Origin of the sequence: Rhodoferax sp. UBA5149 (assembly GCF_002413825.1) — a bacterium.
Lineage (GTDB): Bacteria > Pseudomonadota > Gammaproteobacteria > Burkholderiales > Burkholderiaceae_C > Rhodoferax.
This window is the reverse complement of record NZ_DHXT01000150.1, coordinates 14,139-26,865: the sequence shown is the minus strand read 5'-3', so window position 1 is coordinate 26,865 and position 12,727 is coordinate 14,139. Positions and strand designations below refer to the sequence as shown.

Here is a 12,727-nt window from a genome sequence, read left to right as displayed (position 1 = left end):
GTTTCCAGCTGGATCGACAAGTCGTCCACCACGGCGCGCCCGCCGTAGCGCTTGGTCAGGCCGCTGACATCAATGGCCAGGGTCATGACCCCCACGCTCGGCACTTGCGTGTCCTCGCTGCCCCCCGAGGGGGCCTTCGCTTGCTTGGGGCGGCCCGGCGCGGCGCTCACGGGGCGGCCCCGGTGACCGGCACCACATCCACGGGCTGACCGGGTTTGAGCCGGGCGCCGTCAGCCGGGCTGGGCCGCGCCTCCACCATGAACACCAGCTTGGCGCGTTGCACATTGGAATAAATCACCGGTGGCGTGTACTCGGCCCGGTTCGAGATGAAAGAAATCTTGGCCGGAATCAAAGCCGCGCAGCCGTCGCAAACAATGTTGACCGCCGCGCCCATCTGCAGTTTTCCGACCGCCCCTTCGGGCACGAAAAAGCGCGCTTTGACGTTGCCGGGCGGCAGCAGGGCCAGCACCGGCTGGCCCGCTTGCACCGCCTCACCGACGCGAAAAAAAGTATCCGTCACCAGACCGGCGACCGGTGCGGTGCGTGATTTTTGCGCCTCGCGCCAGGCCGACTGGCGCACCGATTGCCGGGCCGCATCGGTGTCGGCGGCGGCGGCGGCGCGCTCATCGACCCGGGCCGGCAGCTGCGCCACCCTGAGCTGGGCCGACAGCTCTTCCAGACGGGCGCTGCTCTGCAGCTGTGCGGCGCGCAGCTCGTCACTGTGCGCCGCGGAAACAAAGCCCTGTTTCACCAGCTGCTGCTCGCGCGCCAGTTCAGCCGCTGCCAGCCGGGCCTGCGCGCTGGCCTGGCTGATCTGGGCCTGAATCACCGCGATTTCGTCGTGGCGCCGGCCCTTGTCCGTGTTGGCCAGCTGCGCGTTGGCGCGCGCCAGGCGGGCGTCGGCCTCCAGCCGGGCGGCCTGTTCGTTCTCTGCCTCCAGCGCAAACAAGGGCATGTCTTTGCTCGCCTGATCGCCGCTGCGCACGTTCAGCAGCGACAGGGTGCCGCCGAGGGCCGAGGACACGTAGACATAGTCGCCCTCCACATAACCGGACCAGCCCGGCGCCGCCTTCGGCTGGCAGGCCGCCAGCAGCAAAGGGGCCAACAACAAGGCGCCATACGTCTTGAGACAACTCATTTGGGGTTCTTTCAAATCCTGGCAGGTGGCCGCATGGCAGGCCAAACACGGCCCTGACACACAGGAATTCGATCTTTTCTACAATGCACCTGCTATGAAACCTCTTCAATATACCCGCGCCCAAGCCCTGCCCGACATTCTGGCCCACCGCATTGTGATTCTGGACGGGGCCATGGGCACCATGATCCAGCGCTTCAAACTCAATGAGGAACAGTACCGCGGTGAGCGTTTCAAGGACTTTCACAAGGACGTGAAAGGCAACAACGAATTGCTGTCTTTGACGCGCCCGGACGTCATCTCCAGCATCCACGAGCGCTATCTGGCCGCCGGGGCCGACCTGATCGAGACCAACACCTTCGGTGCCACCACCGTGGCCCAGGCCGATTACGACATGGCCGATCTGGCACGCGAGATGAACTTTGCTTCGGCCCAACTGGCCCGTGCTGCCTGCGACAAGTTCTCCACCCCCGAACACCCCCGCTTCGTGCTGGGCGCCCTGGGCCCGACACCCAAAACCGCCAGCATCAGCCCCGACGTGAACGACCCCGGCGCCCGCAACGTCAGCTTCGAGTCGCTGCGCGCTGCCTACTACGAACAGGTCGAGGCGCTGGTGGAAGGAGGCGCCGATGCGCTGCTGGTGGAAACCATTTTCGACACGCTGAACGCCAAGGCCGCCTTGTTCGCCATTGATGAATACTTTGAAGCCTCGGGCGAGCGCCTGCCGCTGATCATCAGCGGCACCGTGACCGACGCGTCCGGGCGCATTCTGAGCGGCCAGACCGTCACCGCCTTCTGGTACAGCGTGCGCCACGCGCAGCCGCTGGCCATCGGGCTGAACTGTGCCCTGGGCGCAGCGCTGATGCGGCCCTACATTCAGGAACTGGCGCGCGTGGCGCCGGACACCTTCATCAGCTGCTACCCCAACGCCGGCCTGCCCAACCCCATGAGCGACACCGGCTTTGACGAGACGCCAGCCGACACCAGCCGCCTGCTGCATGAATTTGCGGCCGAGGGCCTGGTCAACATCGTGGGCGGCTGCTGCGGCACCACGCCCGAGCACATCAGCGCGATCCGCGAGGCGGTAGCGCCGCTGCCGGGTCGCGTGCTGCAGAAGTCTTTTTTCTACAAGGAAGCGGCCTAGCGTTCGGCTTGGCCACCGGGGGCCGAGTTCGTCATAGGCGACGAAATACAAATTTTCCGGCTCGTGGAAGATTGCTATTTCATTGAGCCAAGTCATAGTAACGTCGGCCGGCAGACGGGTGTCCTCAGTTAAGCTTTAAAGATGTTCCTTCCTTCGTCAAGGGCATATTCTTAAACACTAAGGACTCTCATGTCGCAACTCAATTTCAAAAGACTCGCATTGACCAGCGCGATTGCCAGCATATTTTTGGCTGGTTGCGGCGGCGGGGGTGGTTCGAGCGGTCCGGCCGCCACGCCGACGATGCTCTCCGGTACCGTGGCTGGTGGTGCGGCCGTGATCGGCAACGTCATCGTGACCGACAGCCAAGGCGCAACCAAAAGCGGCACCATTGAAGCCAATGGCCACTACGCAATCGACGTCAATGGCATGACGGGCCCCTTTGTGCTGAAGGCGAATGGCACCGTGGGCGATACCACCGTCACCTACTACTCCGCAGCCACTTCTGCGGACCTGGGCAATACGGTCAATGTCACGCCCTTCACCAACCTGATTGTGTCGAATATTGCGGGTCAACTGGCGGAGAACTATTTCAAAGACGGCGCCCATAGCGCTGATTTTGGCTCCCTGATTACGCCGGCCAAACTGGCTGCCGCCGAAACCGCATTGCAGGCCAAGCTGCAGCCGGTACTCGCGGCCTTGGGTATCAGCGACAGCATTGACCTGTTGCGCTCCTCCTTCGCGGCCGATCACTCTGGCATGGATTCGGTGCTGGATCTGGTCAAGGTCGAAGTGAATACGAGCACCAATGTCGCAACGCTGAAAAACTCCCTGACTCAGGCCGTCATCGCCACCGACGATGCGGGATTGAAGACGGATGATGCAACTCCGGTCGATAACACCAAGATGACGGGAATGACCTCGACCACAGTGACCGACTTGCAGGCGGTCGTGGCGAAACTCAATAGTTTCGCCGCCCTGTTTGCCAGCGGTCTCCCCAGCCTGACGACCTTGCAGAGCAGCGGCGTTTTCGACACCAGCAGCAACTTCATGATGGGTGGCCAGACTTTTGCGCAGTTTGCAAGCGAGCTGTCTACCCAGCAAAAAGCGGTCGGTATGAAATTCAGCAACGTGGCCATTGCGCTGGATCCCTCGGGCACCACAGGCACGCTGACGGCAGTCATCAGCTCCAATGTCGCTGATTTCGGCGACAAAATTGAACTGAAGATGGTCAAGGTGAGTGGCGTCTGGATGGTACAAGGCGATGGCCGGATCGCTGATGTCTCGATCAGGGCCCAGGCAAGGCGCAATGAATGGAGTGTTTTGCAGTCCACGATGAATCCATCGGGTTCGCAAGGTCAAACCATGCAAAGCGGGATCATGATTCAGATTGATCCTTTTGCATACAACAGCACAACGGGCCACACAGCGGTGTTTTCGGCACTGGTCACCGGGCCGGGCCTGGGCGGTGGCATCACCATGAGTCTGAGTACCCAAAATACGTGGATGAAGTTGTCCAACGCCCAATTTGAAGACAATCTGGCGCCTGAATGTGGAACAGACGGAAATGGGACTGTTAATACAAGCGTTACAACTCAGTGCGTCACTGTTGCCCAGGCACTGGACAACAGTGAATACACCATCATTTTGAAAGACAGTGGCGGCAACTCCCTCAATGGCGCAGGCTACAAGCTCACTTTGTCGAAACAGCCCTACGCCACCAGCGCGCTCACAGCCGATATGTTCCCGAGCATTACGTCCATCACGATTGGCGGAGTCGCCATCACCCCAACTTCGGTCGTGGCCGGCGTGGGTGCCGGGAGTTCTGTCGCCATCGGCTGGTCAATGCCGACCAGTCTGCAGGCCAAGAATATCAATATCTGGGCGAACACGACAACCGGCGCAACCTACGTCCGCGTCGAGAAAAGCCTCTTGCCAACCGCCACCAGTGCCTTGATTGGCTTGGGCAGCCCGATGACAACCGGGACGGTCACCAATGCGGGGGTCTGGCTTGAAGGTATGGATACCTTTGATCGCCGTTTTAGCGTTAGCAAGTCGGTGCAGAGCCAGTAACTTCGCCGACTCTTTGGCTGAACTTGCGTCCCGGAATGCCATTGGCATTCCGGGACGTTTTTCATGATGGGCATGCCCAGGTTAGTGTCAGCGCCGTCTTAGCGGCTCCCGACAAGCCTTGCATCCGAGGTGTCGTTCGAGGATCGTCCCGCTGCGTCGCGCGACTTATCCAATTCACCGCTAAAATCACCCGATCCAAGGAGCGTTGCAGCGGGTCATAAGGCCTGTCAGGCTTGGATAACCCCAACGACGCTCACCTGCTTATATGTAATTTACAGGTGAGACGCATGTCTGAAATCGTTGTTCCCCCCATGAAATTATCCGGTCTGGAGCCAGTGACCATCGGCGCCTCCTATTCAGTTGAGGACAGAGCTGAAGGTCAGTCCCCGAGCGCCACGTTTGTCAACATTGGCGAACGCACCAATGTGACCGGCTCCAAAGCCTTCGCCCGCATGATTCTGAACGGCGAGTTTGAGCAGGCGCTGGCCGTGGCCCGCCAGCAGGTGGAAAACGGCGCGCAAATCATCGACATCAACATGGACGAGGCGATGTTGGACAGCCAGGCCGCCATGGTGCGGTTTTTGAACCTGATTGCCTCCGAGCCCGACATCTGCCGCGTGCCGATCATGATTGACTCCAGCAAATGGAGCGTCATCGAAGCCGGGCTGCGCTGCGTGCAGGGCAAGGGCATCGTCAATTCCATCAGCATGAAGGAAGGCGTGGAGCCCTTCAAGCAGCAGGCCAAATTGCTGCGCCGCTATGGCGCGGCAGCGGTGGTGATGGCCTTTGACGAACAAGGCCAGGCCGATACCTACGAGCGCAAGATCAGCATTTGCGAGCGCGCCTACCGCATCCTGGTGGACGAGGTGGACTTTCCGCCGGAAGACATCATCTTCGACCCCAACATCTTCGCGATTGCCACCGGCATTGAAGAGCACAACAACTACGCGGTCGATTTCATCAACGCCACGCGCTGGATCAAGCAACACCTGCCGGGCGCCAAGGTGTCGGGCGGTGTGTCGAATGTCTCTTTTAGTTTCCGCGGCAACGACCCGGTGCGCGAAGCCATTCACACCGTGTTTTTGTACCACGCAATTCAAGCCGGCATGGACATGGGCATCGTCAACGCCGGCATGGTCGGCGTCTACGACGACCTGGAGCCGGAGCTGCGCGAACGGGTCGAAGACGTGGTGCTGAACCGGCGCCCCGACGCCGGTGAGCGCCTGGTCGAGATTGCCGAAAACGCCAAGGGTGCCGCGAAGGACGAGAGCAAAAAGCTGGAGTGGCGCGGCACCGCCGAGCACCCGGCGACGGTGGAGCAGCGCCTGAGCCACGCGATGGTGCATGGCGTCACCGACTTCATCACCGTTGACACCGAAGAGGCTTACCAGGCCATTCTGGCCAAGGGCGGGCGCCCACTGCACGTGATCGAAGGCCCGCTGATGGCGGGCATGAACATCGTGGGCGATCTGTTTGGCCAGGGCAAGATGTTCTTGCCGCAAGTGGTCAAGAGCGCGCGCGTCATGAAACAGGCGGTGGCGCACCTGATTCCCTACATTGAGGAAGAGAAGCGGCTGGACGAGGCGGCCGGCCGCGACGTTGCTACCCGCGGCAAGATCATCATTGCCACGGTCAAGGGCGATGTGCATGACATCGGCAAGAACATCGTAACCGTGGTACTCCAGTGCAACAATTTTGACGTCATCAACATGGGCGTGATGGTGCCCTGCCATGAAATTCTGGCCCGCGCCAAAGTCGAGGGCGCCGACATCGTGGGCCTGTCGGGCCTGATCACCCCCAGCCTGGAGGAGATGCAGTACGTGGCGGGCGAGATGCAGAAGGACGATCACTTTCGCATCAAAAAGATTCCGCTGATGATCGGCGGCGCCACCACCTCGCGGGTACACACCGCCGTCAAGATCGCCCCGCATTACGAAGGCCCCGTGGTCTACGTGCCCGATGCCTCGCGCAGCGTGGGTGCGGCGCAAAGCCTGCTGGGCGATCAGGCCGCCGACTACATCACCGAGCTCAACGCCGACTACGAGCGCGTGCGCCAGCAGCACGCCAACAAAAAGCAGACGCCGATGTGGAGTCTGGCCCGCGCCCGCGCCAACAAGACGCCGATGGACTGGACGCACTACACGCCCACCCGGCCCAAGTTTCTGGGTCGGCGCGTCTTTCGCAACTTTGACCTGACGGAACTGGCCCGCTTCATCGACTGGGGCCCGCTGTTCCAGACCTGGGATCTGGCCGGGCCGTTTCCCGCCATTCTCAAGGACGAGATCGTCGGTGCGGAGGCGACCAAGGTCTATGCCGATGCGCAGCGCATGCTCAAGCGCCTGATCGAAGGCCGCTGGCTGACCGCCAATGCCGTGATCGGCCTGTATCCCGCCAACGCGGTGAATGACGACGACATCGAGTTCTACACCGATGAAACCCGCAGCGAGGTCGCCATGACCTGGTATGGCCTGCGCCAGCAAACCGAGAAACAGGTGATCGACGGCGTGATGCGGCCGAGCCGCTGTCTGGCCGATTTTGTCGCTCCCAAAGGGGTGGCTGACTACGCCGGCGTCTTCGCGGTGACGGCCGGCATCGGCGTCGACAAACGGGAAAAGCGCTTTGCCGACGAGCACGATGACTACTCGTCCATCATGTTCAAGTCACTGGCCGATCGGCTGGCGGAAGCCTTTGCCGAGTGCCTGCATCACCGCGTGCGCACCGACCTGTGGGGCTATGCAGCGCAGGAGGTGCTGGGGCCGCAAGAGTTGATTGCCGAAAAATACAAGGGCATCCGCCCGGCGCCGGGCTACCCGGCCTGCCCGGACCACAGCGTGAAAAAAGACATGTTCGATCTGCTGCAGTGCGAGGACATCGGCATGGGCGTGACCGAGAGTCTGGCCATGACGCCGGCGGCGAGCGTGAGCGGCTTCTATCTCGGGCACCCCGACAGCACTTATTTCAGCGTCGGCAGAATCGGTGACGACCAGCTGAAAGACCTGGCAGCGCGCCGGCACATGAACGAACAGGCCCTGCAACGGCTGCTGGCACCGAATTTGTAGTTTTACCGGCCGTTACCTGCTGGAGCGCCCAACCGCCAACCTTGACGTTAACGCGGCAGAGCGTGGCGCTGGGCCAGCATCAGCGCACCCACGCCGCCCAGGCTGAGGGCCAGCAACAGCCACAGGCCGTGGCTGTAGTGCACCTGCGGCGTCCACAGCAAACCCAGCAACAATGGCGCGCTGGCACGTGCCAGCGCCAAGGGCACACCCAGCGCCCCATTGAGGGTGGCCACATGGTCACGGTTCACATACTGCGCCATGGCCGTCCCTTTGACAATGGTGAGCATGCCGTTGCCCATACCGTACAGCACCACAAACAGCATCACGGCCCAGACCTCCCCCTCGACCAACAGGGGCGCCGCCAACAAGACCATCAACCCCAGCGGAATCAGGCAGGGAATCAAGCGATTCGCCAGATGCAGGTCGAAGTGGTGCTCGAAGAAGTACAGCAGCAGCCGACCCAGGACTTGAATGACGCCGATGCTGGCCGGAATGGCGATCACCCAGGTCTCGCTCAAGCCGTTTTCACGCAGCAGACTCACCATGTGCGCGGGCAATGCCACGGTCACCGCCATCATCAGGATGACAAACACGCCAATCAGCAAAAATGGCGTACTGAGCAAAATACCGGACACGCCCTTGGGCGCGACCTGGCCATCGGATGGCACATGCCGCAGCGGACGGGGCGCATCCCGCAAGGTCAGCGCATGCAGGGGGGCACAGACCAGCAGATGCAGCGTTGCCAGACTGACGAGCGCGTAGCGCCAGCCCCAAGTCGCGATCAACCAGGCCGTGAGCGGGATGAACACCGTGCTGGCCAGCCCACCCAGGAAAGTCATGGTGATGATGGCGCGGCGAAAGTCATTGGGGAAACGGCGGGTCACCACGGCAAACGCTGGCGAGTACAACATGGCGGCCATGGCCGCGCCCAAGCCAGCCCAAACGGCATAGAACCCGATCACACCGGTCACGAGGCCATGCAAGGCCAGGCAAACACCGGCCAGCACCGAACCCGTGGTCATGACGGCCCGTTCATGGCCGCGGTCAATCCAGCGGCCCACCGGATACGCCAGGAAACCTTCGACCAGCAAGGCGAGACTGAAGGCCAGCGACGATTGGACCCGACTCAAACCCAGGTCATGCTCCACCGGCGCCATGATCAGTGAGAAAGTGTAAAAAACGCTGCCCCAGCTGATCAATTGCGCCAGCGACAGCCAGCCGACAAGGCGGCGGTCGTACTGAACAAGATCTTGCATGGCTGGATTATGGCAAACCCCTATACCCAATCGCGAGCGCCCGTCCATAGAATGGGCGCCAGCAGCTCCTAATTTCGTAGCAATGCGAAAACTTGTAAGAAATCCGTTACAAGTCATCACGAAATGATACGAGTGGCAAGGCTGCTTGGTGGTTCAATCTCTGTGATTGTTTTTAACCCTAACGCGAGCGCTATCTCGTTTGTCCAGCCACAGACCCGCAACCTTTACGACACACATCATGAGTTGGAAGAAATCAAAATTTGCATCCAGCCTGATGAGCTTGTTTGGTGAACCGATGCCGGATCTAAGCCCCGAAAGCCGCGTCAAGGAAATTCGTCAGGCGATGCTGGTTAGTCTTGCGGGTTTGAACCAAAGTCACCAGCTCGCACGCGTGTGGGCTCGCGTGCTATACGCACCGGACATTCAAGCACTGTGGTATCTGCGTGCTGAGATGATGACCTTGCTATCCGGCCTGCTGGGCGAGTCCGCCGCCAAGGCGCACCTTGCGACCATCACCCCCATGTTCAACGGCCTCTTGCCAGCGGCCCAGAAGTCGCGCCCCACCTCTTTGCGGCTGTAGTCGCGGGTGCCGACCTGACGGTTGAACGCCTGCGCACCGGGATCCGGTGGGAAAGGCACCAAAACCGGGCACATCCGGATCATCAGATGCCCTAGCGCACGCATGGCGGTGGCTATAGTCCATTGAGGGCGCGGATTCGCTGGCACTAAATTTGCATAACAAGCCCATCTGTACTCGAAAGATGGATGGCTTGTCATGCATGAACATTCTTTGTTGTGCCGTCCCAGCCCGACGGCCGCAAATGACCCGGACCTGACCCAAAAACTCTGGCCGGCGCGGGTGCAGGCCACTTTGCCGGACGCCGCTGAAACAATGGGTCTGTTCGGCCATTGGTGGTGCGACATGCACACCGGCGAATGGGTCTTGTCGACCGGGGCTGCAAGCGCACTGGACGTCAATGCGGGGCTTCACCGCACGGGGGCGAGTTGTTTTGAGCAGGTGCTACCGGATGATGTATTGGCGTTGATGGCAGTCCTGCGCCAGCTGCGCGAAGCGGGCCCGGCCATCGAGTGTGAGTTCCGGATCATTAACGAATTTGACGGCTTGCGCTGGTTGCGCCTGGTGTCCTTGCCACAAGCCCAGCCCGGCCTGGCGATCCAGACCGGTGTCGTGATCGATGTCACGTCAACGCGGCTGGCCGCGATGCGTGAGCGCTTCTGTTTCGAGTCAACACAATTCTTGATCGGCGCCCCAACGCTGGGGGAGTCGGTGACCAAGGTGATTCAACTGGTCTGTGACAACCTGGGCTGGGAGTGTGGTGCCTATTGGGCACTGGAGCAGGAACAGATGGGTGACCACCAGCTGGCCTGCCAGTATGAGTGGCACAAACGGGACTATCCGCTGGCAGCGTTCATCCGGCAAACTGCCGCACTTCGGCTGGCGCCGGGCGAAGGCCTGGTCGGCAACGTCTGGCGCACGATGCAGCCGGCCTGGGTTGAAAACATGGCTACCGATCAGGACTTTTTGCGGCGCAAAAGCGCCCATGAATGCGGTTTGCAGTCCGGCTATGCATTCCCGGTTTCCTATGTGACGGTTGACGGACGTCGCCACAGCCATGGCGTGCTGGAGTTCTACAGCAGTCTGTCGCGCCAGCGCGAAGCACAACTACCGAGCCTGTCGGCCACCATCGGCGCCCTGATTGCGCAGACGGTGCTGCGCATCGCGCAACAGGAACTGATCCGTCAGTTGGCGCAGGTCGATGATCTGACCGGTCTCGCCAATCGCAAGCATTTCCATCATCTGCTGGATGCCGCCTGCTTGGGCGCCACCTCAACGGGCGCCACGTTTGCTGTCCTGAATATTGACCTCGACCGCTTCAAGCTGATCAACGATGCCTTCGGCCACGAGGCTGGCAATCTGGTCTTGCATGAATTTGCCCAGCGCTTGCAGGGACTTGAACTGGAGGGCTGTACGGCGGGACGACTGGGCGGCGATGAGTTCGCCATCCTGATGGCGCCAGGCCAAACGACGGCGCAGCTACAGGCCGTCGGCGCGCGCGTGTTGCTGGCAGCGCGCATGCCCTTCCTGTTCGAACGCCAGGAATTGACAGTGTCTGCCAGCGTCGGGGTCAGTGTCTTTCCCGACAATGGATGGACCGGCTCCGAACTCATGCGTAGCGCCGATGCGGCGATGTATCGCCGCAAAAACGGCGGCCGCAACGGGTTGAATTTTTTCTCGGACGGAACGGTCGAAAACCTGGCTGAGCAGCGGTCCACGCTGGCCAAGCAACTCACGATGGAAGCCGAGTTGCATCGCGCGCTGGTAAGCAATGAATTCTTTCTGGAGTACCAGCCCGTGTTTGACCGCGACGCCGAGCACATGGTGGCGGTCGAAGCGCTGATTCGCTGGCGCCGGCAGAACGGCGACATCGTGCGGCCCGATCTTTTCATTCCGGTGGCGGAGCAGAGCCGCCTGATCGTGCAGATCGGCCGCTGGGTGGTCCAGCAGGCCTGTCGCGATCTGGCGCAGTTGCACCGCTGCGGCTTCCCGGACCTGCAAGTCAACGTCAACATGGCGGCACCGGAATTTGTCAATGCCAGTTTGCCGGGCGAATTGATGGCCGTGATTGAGGCCTGTGGCATTGCGCCGCACCACCTCTGTGTCGAGCTGACCGAGGGCCTGGTGATGAAGCAGCCTGACAAGGTGATTCCGGTCATGGGTGCCTTGCGCCAGCTGGGTTTCAAGATCAGCCTGGATGATTTCGGGATGGGGCATTCGTCGCTGTCACGCATGAAAAAGTTGCCGATTTCCTCGGTGAAAATTGATCGTTCATTTGTCAGCGGCTTGCCGCACGACCGGGGTGACGGTGCGATCGTGCGCACCATACTGGACCTCGGGCGTCATATGAAACTGCAGGTCATCGCCGAGGGAGTCGAGACCGACGCGCAGCTCATTTTCCTGCGCCAATTCGGCTGCACGCTGATTCAGGGCTTTCTGTTGAGCCGACCCAAAACAATCTCCGAGCTGATGGCAGCTCAAGCTCACATCACCAGCGAATAGGAAGAAAAACATGACGAACACGGCTGCCCCGCTTCAAATTGATACTTACCTGCCCTACATGCGCGACGTGATTCGCTGCGAACAATCGCTGCACGAGTTGAACCTGATGTGGCGCATGATTGAATCGTCTGCCAAGATGAACTGCCCGGTCGAGGCCAAGACCATTTTGCCGACCATGGCGGCCACGCGTGAAGGCTTCAATCGTCTGGAGCAGGAATTGGTGGCCAGTCTGGTGAGTGAGAAAGTGGCCACGGTGCTTGACGAGATTGGGACCAAGGCCCAGTACGTCATCGACATTGTGGTGCGCAATCTGTACGAGCGCACCGCCGATGTGGGCTTTCTCGCCACCGATAACGAACTGTGCGCCTTTGTCGCCGGCCTCACCGACAACCCGAGCGCCATTCGCCAGCGACTGCGTGCCTACCGCAGCAAATACACGGTGTATGACGAAATCATTTTGCTCGATGCCGCAGGCAACGTGCTGGTGCAAATTGATGAAGCCACGCCGCTCGAAGGCAGCGTTGATCCGCTGATTGCGCAAACGCTGGCCAGCGACAGCTACGTCGAAACGTTTCGCGCCACGGACTTGCGCCCCGCCCGCAAGCAGGCGCTGATCTATTCCCGCCGCATGCTGCATCCCGACACCGGCGTCGTCGTCGGCGTGCTGTGTCTGTGCTTCAACTTCGAACAGGAAATGGCGGGCATCTTCCAGTCGCACCGCGATCCGGACGGGCGCTCCAACATGATGCTGCTCGATGGTCACAACCGCGTGATTGAAAGTGCCGATGCCTTGTGGGTCCCCCTGGGTGCCGTGGTGCCGGTCAACCGGAGCACGGCGCCCCTGTTGATGATGTTTGCGGGCCGCGAGTACCTGGTGCGAACCTTCCCGGCCGAGGGCTATCAAGGCTACCCCGGGCCACCGGGTTGGCAAGGGCAGGTCATGATGCCGGTGGACGTGGCTTTTACGGGCGGCAGCAGCGGCAC

Annotated in this window: 8 protein-coding genes and 1 riboswitch; of the genes, 6 read left to right on the top strand and 2 right to left on the bottom strand. The window is 61.0% G+C overall.

Going from position 1 to position 12,727, the window contains the following annotated elements; all coding sequences use genetic code 11:
- Positions 1–166: 166 nt before the first annotated feature.
- Complete coding sequence (locus B3V69_RS12930) at positions 167–1,138, bottom strand: HlyD family secretion protein (RefSeq protein ID WP_296447147.1); 972 nt, start codon at positions 1,136–1,138, stop codon at positions 167–169.
- A 94-nt stretch (positions 1,139–1,232) separates the two neighbouring features.
- On the opposite strand from B3V69_RS12930, the gene B3V69_RS12925 reads away from it, so the two are divergent.
- The 3 genes from B3V69_RS12925 (at position 1,233) to metH (ending at position 7,408) form a co-directional block, all read left to right on the top strand.
- Positions 1,233–2,279: a homocysteine S-methyltransferase family protein gene (locus B3V69_RS12925; RefSeq protein ID WP_296447145.1), complete on the top strand. Its 1,047-nt coding sequence runs from the start codon at positions 1,233–1,235 to the stop codon at positions 2,277–2,279.
- Between the two features lie 189 nt (positions 2,280–2,468).
- Entirely contained in the window at positions 2,469–4,349 is a 1,881-nt protein-coding gene (locus B3V69_RS12920; protein WP_296447143.1) for a hypothetical protein, read from the top strand.
- A gap of 191 nt (positions 4,350–4,540) precedes the next feature.
- Positions 4,541–4,611, top strand: a riboswitch (S-adenosyl-L-homocysteine riboswitch).
- Positions 4,612–4,636: 25 nt separating this feature from the next.
- The gene (gene metH, locus B3V69_RS12915; RefSeq protein ID WP_296447141.1) at positions 4,637–7,408 is read left to right on the top strand and encodes a methionine synthase; all 2,772 of its coding nucleotides are present in this window, start codon (positions 4,637–4,639) and stop codon (positions 7,406–7,408) included.
- Positions 7,409–7,455: 47 nt separating this feature from the next.
- Here the strand turns inward: metH and B3V69_RS12910 are convergent, their stop codons facing one another.
- Entirely contained in the window at positions 7,456–8,664 is a 1,209-nt protein-coding gene (locus tag B3V69_RS12910; RefSeq protein ID WP_296447139.1) for an MFS transporter, read from the bottom strand.
- A 238-nt stretch (positions 8,665–8,902) separates the two neighbouring features.
- Between B3V69_RS12910 and B3V69_RS12905 the strand changes: the two genes are divergently transcribed.
- The 3 genes from B3V69_RS12905 to B3V69_RS12895 all read left to right on the top strand — a co-directional run.
- On the top strand, positions 8,903–9,244 hold the full coding sequence (locus B3V69_RS12905) for a hypothetical protein (protein WP_296447137.1): 342 nt from the start codon (positions 8,903–8,905) through the stop codon (positions 9,242–9,244).
- Between the two features lie 195 nt (positions 9,245–9,439).
- Positions 9,440–11,743, top strand: a complete 2,304-nt coding sequence (locus B3V69_RS12900) for a putative bifunctional diguanylate cyclase/phosphodiesterase (RefSeq protein WP_296447135.1) — start codon at positions 9,440–9,442, stop codon at positions 11,741–11,743.
- Positions 11,744–11,753: 10 nt separating this feature from the next.
- Positions 11,754–12,727, top strand: a 974-nt coding sequence (locus tag B3V69_RS12895) for a cache domain-containing protein (RefSeq protein WP_414707525.1), incomplete at its 3' end; no start/stop codon positions are given.